The following is a 21,863-nucleotide window of genomic DNA, read 5'->3' as shown; positions in this document are numbered from 1 at the left end:
GTTTTTCGTCGTTCTTGTGCCTTCATTGTGCCGGCGGCGCCATCCATACTCCAGTCAACGGAATCCTCTTTTTTGTGGACGGAGACACCATGCAAGCCTCGAACCTCGGCCGGCAGGCCCCGCGCGACCTGCCCAGGGCAGAGCGCCCGCTGCACGTGACGGTGCTGGGCGCCGGCAAGATCGGCCGCACCATCGCGGCGATGCTGCACGACAGCGGCGACTACCGCGTCAGCGTGGTCGACCATGACGCGCGCCGCCTCGACGGCCTGCCGCGCGGTGTGCTGGCGCGCGCCGGCGATCCCACCGAGCCGGGAACCTGCGCCGCGCTGCTGGCCGGCGCCGATGCCGTGCTCAACGCGCTGCCGTTCCATGCCGCGATCAGCGTCGCCTCGGTGGCGGCGCGCCTCGGCGTGCATTACTTCGACCTGACCGAGGACGTGGCCGCTACCCATGCCATTCGCCAGCTGGCGCAGGGCGCGCGCTCGGTGCTGATGCCGCAGTGCGGACTGGCGCCGGGTTTCATCGGCGTGGTCGGGCATGACCTATCACAGCGCTTCCTGCGCGGCGGCGGCGAGCTGCTCGACTTGCAGATGCGGGTAGGCGCGCTGCCGCGCTACCCGAGCAATGCGCTCAAGTACAACCTGACCTGGAGCACCGAGGGACTGATCAACGAGTACTGCAACCCGTGCGAAGCCATCGTCGACGGCCGGCGCGTGGAGCTGACCGCGCTGGAAGGCCTGGAGAGCTTCGCGCTGGACGGCATCGAGTACGAAGCCTTTAATACATCGGGCGGGCTGGGCACGTTGCCCGAGACGCTGGCCGGGCGGGCGCGCCATGTGGACTACAAGTCGATCCGCTATCCCGGTCACTGCGCGCTGATGAAGCTGCTGCTCAATGACCTGCGCCTGCGCGAACGCCGCGACTGGCTGCGCGATATCTTCGACCGCGCCATTCCGGTGACCGAGCAGGACGTGGTGATCGTGTTCGCCACCGCGACCGGCTATCCGGCCGGAGGCGAACGCGGGCGCGGGCCGCTGACGCAGGCTTCGTTCTCGGCGCGCATCGGCGGGGTCGACGGCGAGCGCGGGCATGTCAATGCGATCCAGCTGACCACCGCCGCGGGTATCTGCACCGCGCTGGACCTGGTGGCCACCGGCGTGCTGCCCCAGGCCGGCTTCGTGCGGCAGGAGTCGATGCCGCTGGAGGCCTTCCTTGCCAACCGCTTCGGCCGCCATTACACGCAGCATCCGCTCCAGGAGAGCCTCGTATGAAAGCGCAAGAGTTCGCCGCCTGCTGGGATTCGCTGGGCCTGCCACGGCCGTGGCGGGAGGGGACGCCGGCCGGCGCCGTGACGGTGCGCTCGCCGGCTGACGGCGAGGCCATCGGCCATGTGCCGGCGTGCACGCCGGCGCAGGCCGACGCGCTGATCGCGCGCGCCCACGCGGCGCAGAGCACCTGGGCGCTGACGCCAGCGCCGGCGCGCGGCGAGATCGTGCGGCGCTTCGGCGAGGTGCTGCGCGAACACAAGCCGGCGCTCGGGCGGCTGGTGTCGCTCGAAGCCGGCAAGATCCTGCAGGAAGGGCTGGGCGAGGTGCAGGAGATGATCGACATCTGCGACTTCGCGGTCGGGCTGTCGCGCCAGCTGCACGGGCTGACCATTGCCTCCGAGCGGCCGCAGCACGCCATGCGCGAGACCTGGCACCCGTACGGGCTGTGCGGCGTGATTTCGGCGTTCAACTTCCCGGTGGCGGTGTGGGCCTGGAACGCGGCGCTGGCACTGGTGTGCGGCAACGGCGTGATCTGGAAACCGTCCGAGAAAGTGTCCCTGTGCGCGCTGGCCGCGCACGGCCTGCTCGAGCGCGTGCTGGCCGCCGCGGCGCCGCAGCACAACGGCATCTCGGCGGTGCTGCCGGGCGGGCGCATGCTGGGCAGCCACCTGGTGGCACACCCGGCGGTGCGCCTGGTCAGCGCGACCGGCTCGACCCGCATGGGCCGCGAGGTCGGCATCGCCTGTGCCGGGCACTTCAAGCGCAGCATCCTGGAGCTGGGCGGCAACAACGCCGCCATCGTCGCCCCGTCGGCCGATATCGAGCTGGCGGTGCGCGCCATCACCTTTGCCGCGGCCGGCACCGCGGGGCAGCGCTGCACCACGCTGCGCCGCTGCTTTATCCATGCCGACCTGATGGACACCATGGCGAGCCGGCTGATCACCGTGTTCGACCGCCTGCCGGTCGGCGATCCGCTGCAAGACGGCACGCTGGTCGGCCCGCTGATCGACACCGCCGCGGGCGACGCCATGGCCAACGCGCTGGCGGCGTGTCGCGCCCAGGGCAATATCGTCACCGGCGGCGAGCGGCTGCTGGCCGACCGCTATCCGCATGCGTATTACGTGCGGCCCGCGCTGGTGATGACCGACGCGCAGCACGACACCATGCTGACCGAAACCTTTGCCCCGATCCTGTACCTGATGCCTTACACCACGCTGGACGAGGCCATCGCGCTGAACAATGCCGCGGCGCATGGGCTATCGTCGTGCATCTTCACGGAATCGATGCGCGAGGCCGAGCGCTTCCTGTCGTCGGCGGGCAGCGACTGCGGCATCGCCAATGTGAATATCGGCACCAGCGGCGCCGAAATCGGCGGCGCCTTCGGCGGCGAGAAGGCGACCGGCGGCGGCCGCGAGTCGGGCTCCGATGCGTGGAAGGGCTATATGCGTCGCGCCACCAACACCGTCAACTACGGCGATTCGCTGCCGCTGGCCCAGGGAATCCGGTTCGAAATCTGAACGCGTCCCCGGTCGGTAACATGGCGCGTAGGGAACGGTAACAAGCCTTACACGGCTTTGACGCCGTATTACGTGTTCTGCCCGTATAACGTCAGCAAGGCAGGCACATGCCCGTTGCGACCCCAAGGATGAAATGATGAGAATGCTGACGATTGGACTGGCTGCCGCTGCGGCATCGGTGACCCTGCTGGGCGGCTGCGCCGTCTATCCCACGCCCGCCGGACCGGCGGTCGGTCCGGCGCCGGTGTACGTGGCGCCCGCGCCGGTGGTGGTGGCGCCCCGGCCGTACTACTACGGCGGCTACGGCTACTATGGCCGCGGCTATCGCCGCTGGTAAGGGGGCAAGCGCGGCGGCGGACTCAGTTTCCGGCCGCGTCGCCGGTGCGGGCGTTGAGCCCGCCCCAGCTGGGCGCGAGGGTCTGGCCGATCTGCGGCAGATCGACCAGGTCCAGCACGCGCCCGACCGTGTGGTCGACCAGTTCGGCAATGCTTTGCGGCTTCTGGTAGAAGCCCGGCACCGGCGGGAACACGATCCCGCCCATTTCCGTCACCGCCGTCATGTTGCGCAGGTGCGCCAGGTTCAACGGCGTTTCACGCACCATCAGCACCAGCTTGCGGCGCTCTTTTAGCGTGACGTCGGCGGCGCGCGTGATCAGGTTGTCCGAGAAGCCATGCGCGATCGCCGCCAGCGTGCGCATCGAGCAGGGCGCGACCACCATGGCCTGCGCCCGGAACGAGCCGCTGGCGATGGTGGCGCCGATGTCGCGCACGTTGTGCACGACGCCTGCCAGCGCTTCCACCTCGGCCCGGCTGATGTCCAGCTCGTGCTGCAGGTTCATCACGCCAGCCGGCGAAATCAGCAAATGGGTCTCCACCGCGGGCGCCGCGCGCAGCACCTGCAGCAGGCGCACGCCGTAGATAGCCCCGGTGGCGCCCGTGATGGCGACGATCAGCCGTTGCGGTGTGCCGCCAGCCACGGACATGGCGGAACTCAGCCCTTCAGCAGGGTTTGCAGTTCGCCGTTCTGGTACATCTCCATCATGATGTCCGAGCCGCCGATGAATTCGCCGTTCACATAGAGCTGCGGAATGGTCGGCCAGTTGGCGTATTCCTTGATGCCCTGGCGGATGCCTTCGTTGTCCAGCACGTTGACGGTGGTCGGCGCTTCGACGCCGCACGCCTTCAGGATCTGGATGGCGCGGCCCGAGAAGCCGCACATCGGGAATTGCGCGGTGCCCTTCATGAACAGGACTACCGGGTTGCCCTTGACGATCTGGTCGATCTGTTGCTGCACGTCGCTCATGGTTTGCTTTTCAGTGGGGCGAGGCCGTGTCGCGGGCGCCGCCTGGGGAGAATGGGATACCGTGCGGCCGCACGGCGGGAATCTGACACGATTTTACCGGAATCGCCGCGGCGCTTCAGGGCGCTGCCGTTGCGCCGGCCCGCTGTGCTGCCGGCTGGGCTCCTGGCCAGCGGCCGCCGGTGCAGCGCTCCAGCCCGGCCAGGTCCCGCGCCGTAAAGACCTCGTCGAATCCGCCGGCTTCGAGCAACTGGCGCGTCGCCGCTGCCTGGTCATAGCCATGTTCCATCAGCAGCCAGCCGCCGGGCAGCAGCCGCGGGCCGGCGCCGCCGACGATGGCGCGCAGGTCGGAGAGGCCGTCGTCATGGTCGGTCAGCGCGTCGATCGGCTCGAAGCGCAAGTCGCCTTCGACCAGGTGCGGGTCGCCCGCGGCGATATAGGGCGGGTTGCTGACGATCAGGTGAAAGCGCAGGCCTGGCGGCAGCGCCGCGTACCAGTCCGATACCAGGAACTGGATGGTGTCGGCGCCCAGGGCGCGGGCGTTGTCCTGCGCCACCATCAGCGCGCCGGGCGAGATGTCCGTGGCCCATACCCGCGCGTCGCCCCGCTCGCGCGCCAGCGTTACGGCAAGGATGCCGGACCCCGTGCCCAGGTCCAGCACGTTGGGCTGCGGCACCGCGGCCAGCCGCGCCAGCGCTGCTTCCGCAGCGACCTCGGTATCGGGGCGCGGGATCAGCACATCGGGCGTGACCCGGAACTTGCGGCCGAAGAATTCACGCTCGCCGATCAGGTAGGCCATCGGCTCGCCCGCCAGCCGCCGTGCCAGCAGCGTGGCCAACGCGTCGCGCTGGGCGATGGTGAGCATGTCGGTGTCGCGCGTGATCAGCTGCGTGCGGCTCAGCCCGGTGACATGGGTCAGCAGCATGCGCGCTTCAAGTGCGGGCAGGCCTGCCATGGCGGCCAGGGTCTGGGCCTCGCGCAGCGTGGGTGTTGCCGGCAGCGCGGTGGAATCGGGGGAGGACATCAAAGGGGCAAGGAACGGTTCTGGTGCCGGCTATAAAAAACCCCACCGGTGCGCGACCTGGCGGGGCTTTGGGGCGGTGCTCTGCGGTGAAGCTTCCGGCTTTGCGCCAGTGTACCGCTCATCGGCGGCGGCGGGCGCAATGGCCCTGCCGGGACGATTACTTATTGACGGCGTCCTTGGCCTTGTCGGCCCCGGCGTTGACGGCATCCTTGGCAGCCTGCTTGGCGTTCTCCATGGCGTGGCCGGCGTCTTCCTTGGCCTTCTCCGCGGCGACCGACGCATTCGAGGCGGCGTCGCTGGCGGCAGCCTTGGCGGCGTCTGCGGCGTTGCTGGCGGCAGCGGCGGCATCGCTCGCGGCGGCCTTGGCGGATTCCGCGGCGCTTTGCATGGCGCTCTCGGCGTTCGACGCGGCGGGCGGCGCTTCTTCCTTCTTGCTGCAAGCGGCCATGGCCGCGGTGATCATCAACAGCGCGAGCAGTTTTTTCATGATTTCGTCCTAGGTATGTTCTCGGGAGTGACTACCCGGCACCATTCTCCGTTTGCCGGTCGAAATCGATTATAGACAGCGACCTTACCCCTGCTAGTGCTGTTTCAAGCATTTACAAGAAATACAAAGATATCGGCGACTTTACGCGGCGTTCGTCGCCGAAGCCTCGGTGGAATGCCGAAAAGTGTCTTTTACGCCTCTTCTCCCAGCGCTGCCAGCTGATCCGCCTGGTGCTCGGCGGCCAGCGCCGATAGCAGTTCGTCCATGTCGCCGTCCATGATCATGTCGATCTTGTATAGCGTCAGGTTGATGCGGTGATCGGTCACACGGCCCTGCGGGAAGTTGTAGGTGCGGATGCGGTCGCTGCGGTCGCCCGAGCCGATCAGGTTGCGCCGCGTGCTGGCCTCGCGGGCCTGCGCGGCGCGCGCCTGCATGTCCTTGATGCGGGCGGCGAGCACCTTCATCGCCTTGTCCTTGTTGCGGTGCTGGCTGCGGTCGTCCTGGCACTCGACCACGATGCCGGTTGGCAGGTGGGTCAGGCGCACCGCCGAATCGGTCTTGTTGACGTGCTGGCCGCCCGCGCCGGAGGCGCGGAAGGTGTCGATGCGCAGGTCGGCGGGATTGATCTCAACCTCGCCGACCTCGTCGGCCTCGGGCATCACGGCGACCGTGCAGGCGGAGGTGTGGATGCGGCCCTGCGCCTCGGTGGCCGGCACGCGCTGGACGCGGTGGCCGCCGGATTCGAACTTCAGCCTGGAAAACGCGGCATCGCCGGCAATCCGTACGATCACTTCCTTGTAGCCGCCCAGGTCCGATTCCGATTCGCTCATGACCTCGACCTGCCACCGCTGCCGTTCGGCATAACGGGTGTACATCCGCAGCAGATCGGCGGCGAACAGCGCGCTTTCCTCGCCGCCGGTGCCGGCGCGGATTTCCAGCAGCAGGTTGCGGTCGTCGTTCGGATCCCTTGGCAGCAGCAGGCGCTGGAGGCTGGCCTGCAGCGTTTCCAGCCGGTCGCGCGCGGCGGCGATCTCGTCGGCGGCGAAGTCCTTCATGTCCGGATCGTCGAGCAGCGCCTGCGCGGTGGCCAGGTCATCCTGGGCTTGCCGGTACTGGCTGTATTGTTCGGCCACGGGCGACAGCTCCGCATGCTCGCGGCTGAGCTTGCGGTACTGGTCAATATTGGCGGTCGCGTCTTCGCGCGCGAGCAGGGCGTTGACTTCGTCGAGTCGCTCGGCCAGTTGGTCGAGCTTGGCAAGCATGCTGGCTTTCATCGGGGCGAACAGGGAATGGGGTGGGCCGGGCCGTGCACGCCAGGACAAGGCGGCGGCCGGTGGCGGGGCATGCCGGGCGCGGCGCGCCGGCGGCGCAAGCGCGGCTAGCGCTCGGAATGGCTGCTGTGGCGGAACAGGCCCGGCACCAGGCGCAGCAGCGCCTCGCGGTCCTCGCCCTGGGTGTGGTTGAGCGCGTGCGTGGGGCCGTGCAGGAACTTGCGCGTGAGCGCGCCGGAGAGCGCCTCGAGCACGGCCTGCGGATCGTCGCCGCGCGCCAGCATGCGGCGCGCGCGCTCCAGTTCGGCCTGGCGGATGGCTTCGCCGCTGCTTTGCAGTTCACGGATGACCGGCACCACGCTGCGGGTTTCCAGCCAGTGCATGAAGTTCTGCACGCGGCTTTCGATGATGGCTTCGGCCTGCGCCACCGCGGCCTGGCGCAGGGCGTTGCCTTCGCGCACGACCGCGCCGAGGTCGTCGACGGTGTAAAGGAAGACGTCGTCCAGGCGCGAGACTTCGGGTTCGACGTCGCGCGGCACGGCCAGGTCGACCATCATGATAGGGCGGTGCTTGCGCCGCTTGACCGCGCGCTCGACCGCGCCCAGGCCGATGATCGGCAGCGAGCTGGCGGTGCACGACACCACGATGTCGAACTCATGCAGGCGCTCGCCCAGGTCCGACAGGCGGATCGCGTTGGCGGTCAGGCCCTGGCCGCTGAGCTGCTCGGCGAGCTTCTCGCCACGCTCCACGGTGCGGTTGGCCACCACGATCTGGCGCGGCTGCTGCGCGGCAAAGTGGGTGGCGCACAGTTCGATCATCTCGCCCGCGCCGATAAACAGCACGCGCTGGGTCGAGACGCTTTCGAAGATGCGCTGCGCCAGCCGCACCGCGGCCGCGGCCATCGACACCGAGTGCGCGCCGATCTCGGTCTGGCCGCGCACTTCCTTGGCCACCGCGAAGGTGCGCTGGAACAGCTGGTTGAGGTACGTGCCGAGCGAGCCGGCTTCGCCGGCGGTGCGCACCGCATCCTTGAGCTGGCCCAGGATCTGGGTCTCGCCCAGCACCATCGAATCCAGCCCGCTGGCCACGCGGAAGGCGTGGCGCACGGCCTCGGACTGCGGCAGCGCGTACAGGTGCGGGGCCAGTTCGCCGGCTGGCACGTTGTGATGCTGCGACAGCCAGCGCAGGGTGTGCTCGAATCCATCCGTGCCCGGCGTCAGCACGTCGGTGGCGCAATAGATCTCGGTGCGGTTGCAGGTGGACAGGATGGCGGCTTCAGTGCCGCTGCGCCCCGACAGGTGGGAGCGCAGCGCCCCCAGCGCCGGCTTGATCTGCTCGAGCGGAAACGCCACCCGCTCGCGCAGCGAGACAGGTGCCGTGGTGTGATTGATGCCGATCGCGAGCAGTTGCATTGTAGGGGACGGGTGTGGCCCAGAGCGCGGCCGGACCGGATGCCATTATACCGCCGGGACCGATCATTGCAGTGGGCTGGCACGGTGGTGGCAGGGTTCCCGGATTGCAGTATCGTTACGGCGCGGCCGGTTGCGGCTGTGATGCGGACAACACAGGAGAAACCGATGCTGGGCACCTTGATCGTAGGTTTGCTGGTGGGGCTGGCGGCGCGCCGGCTGCATCCGGCAGGGCGCGTGGTGACCCTGCCGGCCGCCCTGGTGCTGGGGGCGGCGGGTGCGGCGGCGGCCTTCTACGCCGGGCGCGCGCTGCATTGGTTTGTCGACGGCCAGCTCAGCAGCTGGCTGGCGGTGATCGCCGGGTCGGCGCTGCTGGTGGGATTCTGGGGCACCGTGCGCCCGCGCTGACGGTAAATACTGAACGGACCTCCAGGTTCGAAATCTGCACGCAGTTTGATCCCGGTCAGGCGCCCGTGGGGCCCGGCTTCAGGCCCTGGCTGCCAGCAGACGGCGCAGCACCCCGCTGGAATAGTGGCTGGCCACGTCCTTCAGGAACGCCGAAAAATCCACGTGCGCAGTGTCGTCGGCGCGGTCGGAGATGGTCCGCATCACCGCGTAGGGGACGCCGTATTCATGGCACACCTGTGCGACCGCGGCGCCTTCCATCTCGACCGCGAGCAGGCCCGGGAGCCGCTCACGAAGCTCTGCCACCGTGGCGGGCGAGCCGATGAACTGGTCGCCGCTGGCGATCATGCCATGGTGCAGGGCGGGCGCCTCGACGCCAAACTTCTCGCGCACCGCGCGCGGCACGTCGACCGCCAGGTCGTGGCGCAGAAAGTCCGCCGCGGCGGCATGCAGCTCCGCCGTCAGCGCCGGATCGGCGGGGAATTCGGCGCGCTCCAGCAGCGGCACTTCATGGCGGCCGAAGAACGGGCGCGCGTCCAGGTCATGCTGCAGGGTGCGGTCGGCGATGACGATGTCGCCCACCCGGGTTGTCGCGCCGATGCCGCCGGCCAGGCCGGTGAAGACGATCTGCGTGGCGCCCAGCTCGCGGATCAGCGTGACCGTGGTGGCCGCCGCCGCCACCTTGCCCATGCGCGCCAGCACCAGCACGCATGGCTGCCCGTACAGGTGGCCGGCGTAGTAGTCGCGCATGCCGATGGTGCGCACCGTGGCACGGCTGTCGTCATGTTGCATGGCGGCGACGAGGCCGTCGACTTCATCGTGGATGGCGGCAAGGATTCCGAGGGTCATGGGCGCAGCCTGGATAAAAGGCCACAGCATACCGGCCCGCGCGGGCCGGGCCCAGATGCGAGCGCGATCGCACGCCCCCTCCCACGCAACAGGTGCGGCCCACGTATCACTTTGCTAAAGTCGCCCTCATTCCAGCACGCAAGGGCGAGCATGCAAGGCACAAGCATCGGAGCACATGGCGCCGGGGAACGGGGCGAAGCTGGCGGTGACGCCGTCGGCGACCGGCGCGCCATCCGCCAGGCGCTGGCCCACTGGCGCGCGCTGGGCCGCCTGGCGCCAGCAGCGGTTGCCGCGCCATGGGCGCGCACCGAACCGGTCGCCGCGGACTGGCGCCACTGGCTGGATACCGCGTTGATGGCGCTGGGCACCGCACTGCTGTGCGCCGGCGTGATCGTGTTCTTTGCCTTCAACTGGCAGGACCTGCACAAGTTTTCCAAATTCGGCCTGCTGGCCGGCGCCATTACGTTGCTGGCAGGGCTGGCCTGGCTGCGGCCGGCGGGCGATGCCGCCGGCCGGGCCGCGCTGGGCGGCGCGCAGGTGGTGGCGGGGGTGTTGCTGGCCGTGATCGGCCAGACTTACCAGACCGGCGCCGACGCCTGGCAGCTGTTCGCGCTATGGGCGCTGCTGGCGGTGCCGTGGGCGCTGGCGGCGCGCGCGGCGCCGCACTGGTGGCTGGTGATCGTGGTCGGCAACGTGGCGCTGCTGCGGTATTTCAGCATCCGCTTCGGCGTCGACGGCGTATTTGCACTGCTGTTCGACTCGCGCCACGTGCGCACTGCCACGCTGTCGTTGCTGGGCGCCGTGGCGCTGCAGCTGGTGCTGTGGCAGTTGCTGTGCGCGAAGGCGCCGGCGCTTGGTTTTCGCGGGCAGAGCGGCGGCCGCCTGCTGGCGGCATTGGCCTGCCTGCATGCCGGCTCGCTCGGGCTGGCCAGCCTGCTGCGCAGCGACTTCGACGGCGCCGCCTTCGTGCTGGCGGTGCTGGCGCTGGCCGCGCTGCTCTGGTGGTTCCGCTGGCATGCCTTCGATATCGTGGTGCTGAGCCTGGCCTGCCTGACCGCCATCGTGCTGGCCGTGGCCGCGATCGCCAAGGTGCTGTTCGAGGGCAAGGATGATTTCGGCGCTTTCCTGTTGCTGGGTCTGCTCACCATCGGCCTGGCTACCGCCGCGGCCGCCTGGCTGATGCGCGCCTGGCGCAGCCAGCTGGAGCAGGCATGACCAACGTATTGCAGGCTGAGCAACGGCTCTGGCAACAACTCGCCGCACGCGGCGCCGTTCAGGGCGAGCCGCCCGCGCACCCCCATACGCCGTGGGCGGTGCGCTGCCTGATGGGCGCGGCCGGCTGGCTGGGCGCCTTGTTTTTCCAGTTCTTCCTGGTCGGCACGGTGTTCGTTGCCGCGCGCGAGAACGGCGTGGCCATGGCCGTCACCGGGCTGGCCATGATTGCGCTGGCGGCGCTGCTGTACTGGCGCGGCGGCGGCATCGCCGCGGGGCAGTTCGCGCTGGCGGTCAGCCTGAGCGGGCAGGGCATGGCCGTGTTCGGCCTGACCGAGGCGCTAGGCTTCACGCGCGTCGCCGAGAGCGCGGGCTTCTGGGCCGCGCTGGCGCTGTTCGAGGCCGCGCTCGCCTGGCTGGTGCCGAACCGGCTGCACCGGCTGCTGTGCGGGCTGGGCGCATGGATCGGGCTGGCCGGCGCCGTGCATCTGGCCATGGCCGGCGGCAAGCCGGAGGACTGGCTGTTGCTGACGTGGTCGCTCGGCTGGCTGGTGCCGCTCGGCGCTGCGCTGGCGGCCGGTTTCACGCTGGCCGAAGCCCGCCTGTGCGCGGACGGCCGCCATGCGTTGCTGGAACCGCTGGCCGACGCGACGCTGCTGTTCACGCTGGCGGCGGCGCTGGTCGTCACCGGCATGAGCCATCCGCTGGCCTGGCTGGAGGGGCCGGACGCGGCGCGCATCCCGCTGGCGCACTGGGCTGCGGGCGGATTGGTCACGGTGATGCTGGCGGGCTTTGCGCTGGCCGAATGCCGCCGCCTGGCGCTCGGGGCGGCCATGCAAGGCGCCGTGCTCGGCGGCCTGGTGGCATTCGGCGCACTGATGGCAGCCGCGCCCGCGGTGGTGGCCGGCGTGCTTGCGCTCGGGCTGGCGCTGCGCAGGGCCTCGACGCCGTGGCTCGGGCTGGGCGTTACCAGCATCGCCATCGGCTTCATCTGGTACTACTCGGCGCTGCACTGGACCCTTCTGGCCAAGTCCGCCACGCTCGCTGCGGCGGGCGTGCTGCTGCTGGCCGGCCGCTCCTGGCTGCTGCGCCGTGCAACGATGGAGGCTGCATGAAACGCTGGATCCTGATCGCCTGGGCCCTCACGCTGGCGCTCGCCGCCGTCGGCATCGCCGGCAAGGAGCGCCTGCTGGCGCGCGGCGATACCGTCTTCCTCAAGCTCGCGCCGGTCGACCCGCGCTCGCTGATGCAGGGCGACTACATGGCGCTGAACTTCGACCTCGGCAACCAGATCCGCGCCGCCCGGGCGCACGATGACCGGCTTCCCCGTGACGGCGTCGCCGTGATCCGCCGCGACGAACAAGGCGTTGCCAGCTTCGTGCGCGTGCACGGCGCCGAGCCGCTGGCGGCCGGCGAGCAACTGCTGCGCTACCAGACCGCGCGCTCGCGCTGGGGCGGCATGCAGGTGCAGGTGTCGACCGATGCGTATTTCTTCCAGGAGGGACAGGGCAAGCGCTTCGCCCAGGCCCAGTATGGGGAATTTCGCGTGGGAGCAGATGGGCAGGCGCTGCTGGTGGGGTTGCGCGGGAAGGGGATGGAGAAGCTGTGAGGCAGGCGCGGTGTACGCCACGCCAATGAAAAAGCCCGCATCGCTGCGGGCTTTTTGGCGGGGTTCGGCGGAACTCAGACGTTGAACAGGAAGTTCATCACATCGCCGTCTTTCACCACATACTCCTTGCCTTCGGCGCGCATCTTGCCGGCTTCCTTGGCGCCGGTCTCGCCCTTGAAGGCGATGAAGTCGTCATAGGCGATGGTCTGCGCGCGGATAAAGCCGCGTTCGAAGTCGGTGTGGATCACGCCCGCCGCCTTGGGCGCGGTATCGCCGACGTGGATGGTCCACGCGCGCACTTCCTTGACCCCGGCGGTGAAGTACGTCTGCAGGCCAAGCAGTTTGAAGCCGGCACGGATCACGCGGTCCAGGCCCGGCTCTTCCATGCCCAGGTCGGCCAGGAACTCGGCCTTGTCGGCGTCGTCGAGATCGGCGATCTCGGCCTCGATGGCGGCGCAGACGGCGACCACGGGGGAATCGGTCTGCTTGGCGTATTCGCGCACCGCATCCAGGTGCGGGTTGTTGTCGAAGCCGTCTTCACGCACGTTGGCCACGTACATGGTCGGCTTGGCGGTGATCAGGCAGAACGGGCGGATGGCTTCCCACTCTTCCGGCGCCAGGTCCAGGGTGCGCACGGCCTTGGCCTGGTCGAGCACGGTTTGGGCCTTTTCCAGTACGGCGACCAGGCGCTGGGCTTCCTTGTCGCCGGCGCGTGCGGGCTTGACGTAGCGCGCCAGGGCCTTTTCGACCGTGGCCAGGTCGGCCAGCGCGAGTTCGGTGTTGATGACTTCGATGTCCGACAGCGGGTCGACCTTGCCGGCCACGTGGATCACGTTGTCGTCCTCGAAGCAGCGCACCACGTGGGTGATGGCATCGCATTCGCGGATATTGGCCAGGAACTGGTTGCCCAGGCCTTCACCCTTGGAGGCGCCCGCCACCAGGCCGGCGATGTCGACAAACTCGACCGTGGCCGGCAGGATGCGCTCCGGCTTGACGATCTCGGCCAGCTTGGCGAGCCTGGGATCCGGAACTTCCACCACGCCCACATTGGGTTCGATGGTGCAGAACGGATAGTTTTCGGCGGCGATGCCGGCCTTGGTCAGGGCATTGAACAGCGTGGACTTGCCGACGTTAGGCAGGCCGACGATGCCGCATTGGAGGGTCATGGTGTGGTCTTCGGAATCAATGGGTTGCGTGATGCCACCGGGGCCCGCAAGCCGTGGCGGGCGCGAATCGGGCGCTGCCGCCGGGGCCTGCTTCGGGACGAGACAAAGACATCACATCGCGCTGGCTCGGCGAGGTTGCACGCGTTTGCCACGAAAACCGCGATTGTAACCTTTTGGAGGGCCGGAACGGGGCGGCGTGAAGCCCTGCCAAACGAAACGGCCAAGGGATCAGCCTTGGCCGTGCATCGTGCGAGGTGCCAGATCTTCAGGGTAGCGATCAGGCGCCGTCAGTGAATCCGTCTCGCATATCGGTGGTCTTTGCCCCATCGGTGAACATGTCGCGCTGGTCAGCCGACCGTGCGCCGTCAGTAAAGGTGTCGCGGGTGGTGCGCGCGCCGTCGGTGTAGACATCAAACTTCGAAACCTTCGCGCCATCCGTATAGACGTCGCGAGGACCGGTACCCCCGAATGCCGTGCCCATGGCCCCCACGGTGGCGACGGCAAGCAATAGTGTTTTAAGCATTTGTTCCACCTCCCTTCAGGTGGTGAGTCCCCGGCCAGAAACATTTCGTTTCAATATACGCCTGCGTATGTCCGGCGGTGGCAGCGCCAACCCTATTGTTTCGTTCTAAGGCTTATGACGCGCAGTTATAAGGATCCACCCATGCGAGGCACAGGGCCGGAGGCTTTGAAACGGCTTACCCAGCGTCTTCCAGGGCGCGATCGCGCTGGCACGCTGGCTCGGACGGGCCCCCGAGTGACGTGGCTATAATCCAGCCATGACCCGATCCCACGCGTCCGCGCGACCTGCCGCGCGCAAATCCTCCGCTTTCCAGGTTGCCGTCGTCGGTGGCGGCATCGTCGGCAAGTCTTGCGCGCTGCTGCTGGCCCAGCAGGGCATGGACGTGGCGCTGATCGCGCCGAAGCCGGTGCGCCCCGCGGGCAGCGCCGGGCCTGGCGACTGGGACGGCCGCATCTATGCCTTTTCCGCCAGCTCGCAGGCGCTGCTGGAACGCATGCGCGTGTGGGAGGCGCTTGACCCGGCGCGGATCCAGCCGGTGCGCGACATGCGCGTGTTCGGCGACGTCAGCGCCGCCGAGACCTCGCCCAGCTTCGACGGCGACCTGCATTTTTCCGCCTATGCCGCGGCGGTACCGCAACTGGCGTGGATCATCGAGTCGCGCCATGTCGAGCGCGCGCTCGACACCGCCCTGGGATTCCAGCACCAGGTCACGTGGCACGACGGCACCGCCAGCCTGTGCGAGCGCGACCCCGACGGCATCACGCTGACGCTGGACGGCGGCGGCAAGGTGCGCACTGCGCTGGCGATCGGCGCCGACGGCGCGCGCTCGTGGCTGCGCCAGCAGTGCCATATCGGCGTCAGCACGCGCAAGTACCGCCAGCTTGGCGTGGTCGCCAATTTTGCCTGCGAGCGGCCGCACCATGAAACCGCCTGGCAGTGGTTCCTGGGCGCGCCGGAAAAGCTGATGGCCGACGAGGAGCCCGCCAACGGCGAAGTGCTGGCGATGCTGCCGCTGCCCGGCAACCGTGTGTCGATGGTCTGGTCCGCCGATGAAGCGCACGCGCGTGAACTGCTGGCGCTGTCGCCTGAGGCGCTGGCCGCCACTGTGATGCAGGGCGCCAGCGGCGCGGTCGGCGCGCAGTTCGGCGCGTTGCGCTGCGTCACGCCCGCGCAGGGCTTCCCGCTGGTGCTGCAGCGTGCCGACCAGGTCGTGCAGCCGCACGTGGCGCTGGTGGGCGACGCCGCGCACGTGGTGCATCCGCTTGCCGGCCAGGGCATGAACCTGGGCCTGCGCGACGTCGCGGAACTTGGCCGCGTGATGGCCGACAAAGAACCTTTCCGCAGCGAGGGCGACCTGCGCCTGCTGCGCCGCTACGAGCGCGCGCGCGCCACCGACCTGCTGTCGCTGACCGCTGCCACCGATGGCCTGCACCGGCTGTTCTCGCTGCCGGGCAGCGTGGCGCGGGTAGTGCGCAATACCGGCATGCGCGCGGTGGGCGGCCAGTCCCTGCTAAAGCGCTTGCTGATCGGGCGCGCGCTGGGCTGAGCCCGCACGGCATCGTCCGAACCCTTACCGAATTCCCTGGAGTCCACATGTTCCCATCCCTGCGCCGCCGTCCCGCCCTCTACGCCACGATCACGGCCATCGCCGGCGGGCTGGCCGCGGCTGGCTTCGCGCTGCATGCCATGGCGGCGGGCGAGCCCGGCACCGACCGCATCAAGGAGTCCCTGCAGAAGATGCTGGGCGGCCGCGCCGAAGTGAAGAGCGTCGGCAAGACCCCGGTGCCGGGCCTGTTCGAAGCCAATATCGGCGGCCAGGTGGTGTACACCGACGCCACCGGCCGCTACATCCTGAACGGCGAGATGATCGACACCCGCACCGGCACCAACCTGACCGAGGAGCGGCTCGCCGAGATCAACCGCATCAAGTGGTCGGACCTGCCGCTGGCGCGCGCGATCAAGTGGACCAAGGGCGATGGCAGCCGCCAGGTGGCGGTGTTCTCCGACCCCAACTGCGGCTACTGCAAGCGCATCGAGCAGACCTTCCAGCAGATGGACAACATCACCGTGTACACCTTCCTGTACCCCGTGCTGTCGCCGGATTCGGAAACCAAGGCCAGGCAGGTCTGGTGCGCGGCCGACCGCACCAAGACCTGGCGCGACTGGATGCTCAAGCAGGTGGCGCTGACCGGCAACGGCAGCTGCAAGACCCCGCTGGAAGAGAACCTGGCGCTGGGCCACAGCATGAACGTGACCGGCACCCCGGCAGTGTTCTTTACCGACGGCACGCGCATCCCCGGCGCGGCGGACGTCGCCACGCTCGAGCGCAAGCTCGCCAGCATCAAGAAATAAGCGCGCCGGACCTGTCCCGGCTCGATCGACGGCCGGACTTGTCCGGCCGTCGTGCTTTCCGCCATTCCCATCGTTGCATGAGAGCGCCGCCAGGCGACCAAGGAGACACCATGACTTTCCAGGCATTGCTGCTGACCCAGGCCGACGGCGCTACCCAGGCCAATATCGCCACCCTCGACGAGGCACAGCTGCCCGCTGATGGTGACGTCCTGGTCGCGGTCGAGTACTCCACCATCAATTTCAAGGACGGCCTGGCGATCACGGGCCGTTCGCCGGTGGTGCGCAAGTGGCCGATGGTGGCGGGCATCGATGGCGCCGGCACGGTGCTGGAATCCGCGCATCCGCGCTGGCATGCCGGCGACAAGGTGGTGCTCAATGGCTACGGCGTGGGCGAGACCCACTGGGGCTGCCTGGCGCAGCGCGCGCGCCTGAAGGGCGACTGGCTGGTGCCGCTGCCGGCTGCCTTCACCACGCGCCAGGCCATGGCCATCGGCACCGCCGGCTACACCGCGATGCTGTCGGTGCTGGCGCTGGAGCGGGGCGGCGTCAACGGCCCGGTCCGTCCGGGCGATGGCGAGGTGCTGGTGACGGGCGCCTCGGGCGGCGTCGGTTCGGTGGCGATCGCGCTGCTGAGCAAGCTGGGCTACAAGGTGGTGGCGTCGACCGGCAAGACGCGCGAGGCGGATTTCCTCAAGGCGCTGGGTGCCGACGACGTGATCGACCGCGCCGAACTGGGCGTGCCAGGCAAGCCGCTGCAGAAGGAGCGCTGGGCCGCGGTGGTCGATTCGGTGGGCTCGCACACGCTGGTCAATGCGTGCGCGCAGGTGCGTTACGGCGGCGTGGTAACGGCGTGCGGGCTGGCGCAGGGGCTGGATTTTCCCGGTTCGGTGGCGCCCTTCATCCTGCGCGGCATCACGCTGCACGGCATCGACAGCGTGATGGCGGCAATGCCGCTGCGCGAGCAAGCCTGGCAGCGGCTGGCCAGCGACCTGGAACTGGACCGCCTGCATGCGCTGACGCGCGAGATCGGGCTGGGCGATGCCATCGAGGCCGGCCGCAAGATCATGGAAGGCGGCATGCGCGGGCGCGTGGTGGTGGATGTGAACCGCGGCTGAGCCGTGCCTTGATGCATCTCCTGCGTCGGCGCTCTCCCGCAGGCGCCGACGTTACAATCGTGCCCATGACGCCGATCCGCTACGCCATCGCCCCGCTTCAGCCTGAAGCGCATCTGTTTGCCGTTACCGTCACCGTCAGCGAGCCCGATCCGGCCGGCCAGTGTTTCTCGCTGCCGGCGTGGATTCCGGGCAGCTACATGATCCGCGACTTCGCCCGCAATATCGTGCGCATCCGCGCCGACGCGGGCGGGCGCGAGGTTGCGCTGACCAAGCTCGACAAGCAGCGCTGGCAGGCCGCGCCGGTCAGCCTGGCCGACGGCCCGCTGACGCTCAGCTACGAGGTCTACGCCTGGGACCTGTCGGTGCGCGCCGCGCACCTGGATACCACCCACGGCTTCTTCAACGGCAGCTCGGTGTTCCTGTGCGTGGACGGGCAGGCCGAGCGGCCATGCACCGTCGACATCCACGCGCCCGCGGGCGAGGCCTACCGCGACTGGCGCGTGGCCACCGCGATGCGCGAGGCGCCGGGCCGCGACGGCGCCAGGCGCTACGGCTTCGGCCGCTACCAGGTCGCCGACTACGACGAGCTGGTCGACCACCCGGTCGAGATGGGCACCTTCCAGCTGGCCAGCTTCCGCGCCTGCGGCGCGCAGCACGACGTGGTCTTCACCGGCCGCGTGCCGCAGCTGGATCTCGAGCGTGTATGCCGCGATCTGAAGCGCATCTGCGAGACGCAGATCCGGCTGTTCGAGCCCAGGACCGCGCAGGCGCCGTTCCTCGACAGCAACCGGCGCTACGTGTTCATGACCATGGTCACCAGCGATGGCTACGGCGGCCTGGAACATCGCGCCAGCACCGCATTGATCTGCTCGCGCAACGACTTGCCGGTGCGCGGCAACAGCGAAAACAGCGAGGGCTATCGCACCTTCCTCGGGCTGTGCAGCCACGAGTATTTCCACACCTGGCACGTCAAGCGCATCAAGCCGGCGGCGTTCGTGCCGTACCGGCTGGCGCAGGAAACCTACACGCCGCTGCTGTGGCTGTTCGAAGGCTTCACCAGCTACTACGACGACCTGGTGCTGGTGCGCTCGGGCTGCGTCACCGAGGCGCAGTACGTCGAGATGCTGGCCAAGACCTGGAACGGCGTGCTGCGCGGCAGCGGCCGCACCAAGCAAAGCGTGGCGGAAAGCTCGTTCGACGCCTGGACCAAGTACTACCGCCAGGACGAAAACGCACCCAACGCCATCGTCAGCTACTACACCAAGGGCGCGCTGGTGGCGCTGGCGCTGGACCTGACCATCCGCGACAAGACCCGCGGGCGGCGCTCGCTCGACGATGTCATGCGCGCACTGTGGCGCGGCTACGGCCGCGGCTTCTACGCGCCGGACGCGGTGCAGCGCGGCGTGACCGAGGCCGAGGTCCATGCACTGTTCGATGAGGTGACCGGCCTGCGCCTGGGGCCGCTGCTGCGCGCGCTGACCGAAGGCACCGGCGAACTGCCGCTGCCGGCGCTGTTCAAGGCGTTCGGCGTCAAGGCAGAGGCGCAGAAGCCGGCGCGTACCGCGGCGCTGGGGATCAAGGTCAAGACCGAGGATGGCTGGGTGCGCGTCACCCAGGTGCTGGACGGCGGCGCCGCGCAGGCCGCGGGCCTGTCCGCCGGCGACCTGCTGGTGGCGGTCGACGGCCTGCGCGTGGCCCCGGGCCAGCTCGACAAGCTGCTGGCGCGCTACCGCACCGGTGACCGCATCGAGGTGCACGCCTTCCGCCGCGACGAGCTGCAGGTCCTGCCGGTGACGCTGGCACGCGAGCCGGCGGCGCAGTACAAGCTCAAGCCGGAGGGCGCACGCCACGCGGCGCGCTCGCGCTGGCTGGGCCAGTGAGCCAGTCTTCTTCCGCCGCGACCCCAGCCACCGCCACCGCAGTCCACCGCCCCGCTGCATGCAATACGCGCACGATCCCCGCACCTTCCTGTATTCGCACTATGTCTACCGGGGGCTGCGCTCGGCCACGGGGGTGATCGGCGCGACGCTGATCGCGCTGCAGTTCAGCGACCTGCCCACCGCCATGGTGGTGTCGATGGGCGCGCTGTGCACCAGCCTGATGGACCTGCCCAGCCCGCTGAACCACAAGTTCAACGAGATGCTGGCCAGCGTGCTGCTGTGCAGCCTGGTCACGCTGGTGGTGGCGCTGGCCACGCCGTTCCCGCGCGTGATGCCGTTCCTGCTGGTGCTGGTGACGTTCCTGGCCGGCATGATGACGGTGTACGGCAACAAGACGCTGCCGCTGCAGTTCTCGGCGCTGTTCGTGATGACGCTCACGATCAACGAAGACTTTTTGGTACGGCGCGCGCTGGAGCACGCGGCGCTGTTCAGCATCGGCGCGGTCGCCTATCTCGGTTACGCGATGCTGGTGAGCTGGGCCACCGAACGTCGCACCAAGCAGCAGGTGCTGGCCGAATCGCTGTACGAGCTGGCCGGCTATCTCGAAATCAAGGCCGGCTTCTACGACGCCGGCAATGACTTCGAGGCCCAGTTCAACCAGCTGGTGCGCCAACAGATCGTGGTGGCCGAGCGCCAGCAGGCCGCGCGCGACCTGGTGCTGCGCGGCAACCGCACCCCGCACGACGGGCTGCTGGTGCAGGTGCACCTGCGCATGCTGGACCTCTACGAGTACATCCTGTCGACCAACACCGACTACCCGATGCTGCGCCAGACCTTCGCCGGCACGCCGGTGCTGGACCACCTGCGCGCGCTGGTGCTGCGGATGTGCAAGGACGTGGAAGAGATCGCCTATGAAGTCACGCGCGGGCGGGGATCTTACGCCACGGTGGAGTACCGCCAGGGCCTGCGCGCGGTCGAGGCCGAGATTGCCCAACTGCGCCACCACCATATCAACCCGGCGGCGATGACGGCGCTGGTCGAGACGCTGGACATGATGCGCGGCGCGATCGCGCTGATCGGCCAGTTGCACGAGGCCTCGCGCACCCCGGTGGAGCCGGCCAAGGTGCTGCCAGGGTCGGACATGACGCCGTTCCTGACGCGCCAGAAGTATGAGCTGAGCGTGCTGCGCGACAACCTGAAGTGGCGGTCGCCGGCGTTCCGTTTTGCGCTGCGGATCTCGATGGCGGTGGCGCTGGGGCTGTGGATCGCCGAACATCTGCCGTACGTGTCGCACAGCTACTGGATCCTGCTGACCATCATCGTCATCCTGAAGCCTAACTTCAGCATGACCAAGCAGCGCTACAACGACCGCGTGATCGGCACGCTGATCGGCTGCGTGGTGTCCGTGGCGATCCTGAAGGTGGTGCACCAGCCGCTGATCCTGCTGGGCGTGCTGTTCCTGTCGCTGGTGGCCAGCGCCGCGTTCGTCACCATCAAGTACCGCTACACCGCGATAGCCGCCTGCATCCAGGTGCTGATCCAGATCCACCTGCTGATGCCGAACAGCCCCACCGTGGCGGGCGAGCGGCTGGTGGATACGGTGATCGGCGGCATCATCGCGTCGCTGTTCAGCTTCGTGCTGCCAAGCTGGGAGTACCGTGCCATCCCCAAGCTGGTGGAGAACGTGCTGCAGGCCAACCGCCGCTATATCGCCGCCACGCGCGACCTGCTGCTGCGCCGGGCCAAGGATGATTTTGCCTACCGCGTGCAGCGCAAGCAGTTCATGGACAACCTGTCGGCGCTGATCTCGTCGTTCCAGCGCATGCTGGACGAGCCCAAGAGCCGGCATCGCGCGGTCGACAACCTGAATCGCTTCATCGTGCAGAACTACCTGGTGGCCGCGCACGTGGCTGCGGCGCGGATCCAGGTACGCCAGCATTACGACGAACTCGACCTGCCGGCCGCCGAAGCCGCGATCGAGCAAGCCACCGAGGCCGCCAGCCACAGCCTGCAGGTGGCCAGCGAACGGCTGCATGCCGACGAGCGCGGCGGCGGCCGCGGCGCTGGCTTTATCCGCAGCGACAAGGCGCCGGCGGAACGCAAGGAAACCGTGCCTGCGGACGAGGACCAGCCGGTTGCCGTTGCCGCAGAGGCGGTGCCTGAAGAGGCTGCCGAAGCGGCGCCTGAAGCCGTCGTCGAAACCGTCAGCGCCGAAGCGGCCGAAGCCGCAGAAGACGCCGCCGCGGAACGCCGTGCGCGCCTGGCCGATTCCGCCGACAAGCGCCGCACCGACACGCTGGTGCAGGCTGCCGCGGCGGGTGAGTCGAGCGAGCGGGCAGGGCCGACCTCAAGCTCCACCGGCCGCTCGGCCAATGCCGTGCTGGAACGCCGGCTGCGCGCGCTGCGCGAGGACGCGGCCAAGATCGCGCTGCGGACGGGGGCGATCGGGCGGGCGATGCGGGCGCGATCGTAGCAG

The 21,863-nt window shown here is 68.9% G+C and carries 21 protein-coding genes; 12 read left to right on the top strand and 9 right to left on the bottom strand.

From position 1 onward, the window contains the following. Positions 1-89 precede the first annotated feature (89 nt). The 3 genes from E5S69_RS21780 to E5S69_RS21770 all read left to right on the top strand — a co-directional run bounded on the left by E5S69_RS21780 (position 90) and on the right by E5S69_RS21770 (position 3,122). On the top strand, positions 90-1,271 hold the full coding sequence (locus E5S69_RS21780; RefSeq protein ID WP_171516705.1) for a saccharopine dehydrogenase C-terminal domain-containing protein: 1,182 nt from the start codon (positions 90-92) through the stop codon (positions 1,269-1,271). After that, positions 1,268-2,785 (top strand): aldehyde dehydrogenase family protein, encoded by a 1,518-nt coding sequence (locus E5S69_RS21775; RefSeq protein WP_171516704.1) that lies wholly within the window; start codon positions 1,268-1,270, stop codon positions 2,783-2,785. The genes E5S69_RS21780 and E5S69_RS21775 overlap by 4 nt, the downstream gene beginning before the upstream one ends. Before the next feature lie 142 nt (positions 2,786-2,927). After that, positions 2,928-3,122, top strand: a complete 195-nt coding sequence (locus E5S69_RS21770; RefSeq protein ID WP_029048349.1) for a hypothetical protein — start codon at positions 2,928-2,930, stop codon at positions 3,120-3,122. A 22-nt stretch (positions 3,123-3,144) separates the two neighbouring features. Here the strand turns inward: E5S69_RS21770 and E5S69_RS21765 are convergent, their stop codons facing one another. The 6 genes from E5S69_RS21765 to hemA form a co-directional block, all read right to left on the bottom strand. Beyond that, on the bottom strand, positions 3,145-3,768 hold the full coding sequence (locus tag E5S69_RS21765) for a UbiX family flavin prenyltransferase (RefSeq protein ID WP_171516703.1): 624 nt from the start codon (positions 3,766-3,768) through the stop codon (positions 3,145-3,147). Positions 3,769-3,776: 8 nt separating this feature from the next. Next, positions 3,777-4,088 carry a Grx4 family monothiol glutaredoxin gene (gene grxD / locus E5S69_RS21760; protein ID WP_171516702.1) on the bottom strand — a complete coding sequence of 104 codons (312 nt, stop codon included), beginning with the start codon at positions 4,086-4,088 and terminating at the stop codon, positions 3,777-3,779. A 115-nt stretch (positions 4,089-4,203) separates the two neighbouring features. Beyond that, on the bottom strand, positions 4,204-5,109 hold the full coding sequence (gene prmC / locus E5S69_RS21755; protein WP_171516701.1) for a peptide chain release factor N(5)-glutamine methyltransferase: 906 nt from the start codon (positions 5,107-5,109) through the stop codon (positions 4,204-4,206). A gap of 157 nt (positions 5,110-5,266) precedes the next feature. Next, entirely contained in the window at positions 5,267-5,596 is a 330-nt protein-coding gene (locus tag E5S69_RS21750) for a hypothetical protein (RefSeq protein ID WP_171516700.1), read from the bottom strand. A 191-nt stretch (positions 5,597-5,787) separates the two neighbouring features. Beyond that, positions 5,788-6,870 (bottom strand): peptide chain release factor 1, encoded by a 1,083-nt coding sequence (prfA, locus tag E5S69_RS21745; protein ID WP_171516699.1) that lies wholly within the window; start codon positions 6,868-6,870, stop codon positions 5,788-5,790. Positions 6,871-6,974: 104 nt separating this feature from the next. Then, complete coding sequence (gene hemA, locus E5S69_RS21740) at positions 6,975-8,279, bottom strand: glutamyl-tRNA reductase (RefSeq protein ID WP_171516698.1); 1,305 nt, start codon at positions 8,277-8,279, stop codon at positions 6,975-6,977. 165 nt (positions 8,280-8,444) lie between these two features. On the opposite strand from hemA, the gene E5S69_RS21735 reads away from it, so the two are divergent. Further along, complete coding sequence (locus tag E5S69_RS21735; RefSeq protein ID WP_171516697.1) at positions 8,445-8,684, top strand: hypothetical protein; 240 nt, start codon at positions 8,445-8,447, stop codon at positions 8,682-8,684. A gap of 78 nt (positions 8,685-8,762) precedes the next feature. Here E5S69_RS21735 and E5S69_RS21730 read toward each other — a convergent pair whose 3' ends face one another. Next, positions 8,763-9,530, bottom strand: a complete 768-nt coding sequence (locus tag E5S69_RS21730) for a 5'-methylthioadenosine/adenosylhomocysteine nucleosidase (RefSeq protein WP_171516696.1) — start codon at positions 9,528-9,530, stop codon at positions 8,763-8,765. Between the two features lie 150 nt (positions 9,531-9,680). On the opposite strand from E5S69_RS21730, the gene E5S69_RS21725 reads away from it, so the two are divergent. The 3 genes from E5S69_RS21725 to E5S69_RS21715 are packed head-to-tail and all read left to right on the top strand — an operon-like array spanning position 9,681 to position 12,351. After that, a complete protein-coding gene (locus E5S69_RS21725) occupies positions 9,681-10,745 on the top strand; it encodes a DUF2157 domain-containing protein (protein WP_236901406.1) in 1,065 nt (354 codons plus the stop codon). Further along, positions 10,742-11,857 carry a DUF4401 domain-containing protein gene (locus tag E5S69_RS21720; protein ID WP_171516695.1) on the top strand — a complete coding sequence of 372 codons (1,116 nt, stop codon included), beginning with the start codon at positions 10,742-10,744 and terminating at the stop codon, positions 11,855-11,857. The genes E5S69_RS21725 and E5S69_RS21720 overlap by 4 nt, the downstream gene beginning before the upstream one ends. After that, on the top strand, positions 11,854-12,351 hold the full coding sequence (locus E5S69_RS21715) for a GDYXXLXY domain-containing protein (protein ID WP_171516694.1): 498 nt from the start codon (positions 11,854-11,856) through the stop codon (positions 12,349-12,351). The genes E5S69_RS21720 and E5S69_RS21715 overlap by 4 nt, the downstream gene beginning before the upstream one ends. A 74-nt stretch (positions 12,352-12,425) precedes the next feature. Here E5S69_RS21715 and ychF read toward each other — a convergent pair whose 3' ends face one another. Both ychF and E5S69_RS21705 read right to left on the bottom strand, forming a co-directional pair. Further along, on the bottom strand, positions 12,426-13,517 hold the full coding sequence (gene ychF, locus E5S69_RS21710) for a redox-regulated ATPase YchF (protein WP_171516693.1): 1,092 nt from the start codon (positions 13,515-13,517) through the stop codon (positions 12,426-12,428). A gap of 277 nt (positions 13,518-13,794) precedes the next feature. After that, the gene (locus tag E5S69_RS21705; RefSeq protein ID WP_171516692.1) at positions 13,795-14,040 is read right to left on the bottom strand and encodes a hypothetical protein; all 246 of its coding nucleotides are present in this window, start codon (positions 14,038-14,040) and stop codon (positions 13,795-13,797) included. 256 nt (positions 14,041-14,296) lie between these two features. On the opposite strand from E5S69_RS21705, the gene E5S69_RS21700 reads away from it, so the two are divergent. The 5 genes from E5S69_RS21700 to E5S69_RS21680 all read left to right on the top strand — a co-directional run bounded on the left by E5S69_RS21700 (position 14,297) and on the right by E5S69_RS21680 (position 21,860). Then, entirely contained in the window at positions 14,297-15,586 is a 1,290-nt protein-coding gene (locus tag E5S69_RS21700) for a UbiH/UbiF family hydroxylase (protein WP_171516691.1), read from the top strand. Between the two features lie 47 nt (positions 15,587-15,633). Further along, entirely contained in the window at positions 15,634-16,392 is a 759-nt protein-coding gene (locus E5S69_RS21695) for a DsbC family protein (RefSeq protein WP_171516690.1), read from the top strand. Positions 16,393-16,502: 110 nt separating this feature from the next. Further along, positions 16,503-17,507 carry an MDR family oxidoreductase gene (locus E5S69_RS21690; RefSeq protein ID WP_171516689.1) on the top strand — a complete coding sequence of 335 codons (1,005 nt, stop codon included), beginning with the start codon at positions 16,503-16,505 and terminating at the stop codon, positions 17,505-17,507. A gap of 65 nt (positions 17,508-17,572) precedes the next feature. Then, positions 17,573-19,387: a M61 family metallopeptidase gene (locus E5S69_RS21685; protein WP_171516688.1), complete on the top strand. Its 1,815-nt coding sequence runs from the start codon at positions 17,573-17,575 to the stop codon at positions 19,385-19,387. A 58-nt stretch (positions 19,388-19,445) separates the two neighbouring features. Continuing rightward, positions 19,446-21,860 (top strand): FUSC family protein, encoded by a 2,415-nt coding sequence (locus E5S69_RS21680; RefSeq protein ID WP_171516687.1) that lies wholly within the window; start codon positions 19,446-19,448, stop codon positions 21,858-21,860. Positions 21,861-21,863: the final 3 nt, after the last annotated feature.

Source organism: Cupriavidus necator, assembly GCF_013141915.1.
GTDB classification, from domain to species: Bacteria; Pseudomonadota; Gammaproteobacteria; order Burkholderiales; family Burkholderiaceae; genus Cupriavidus; species Cupriavidus necator_B.
This window is presented reverse-complemented; position numbering and strand designations above follow the sequence as displayed.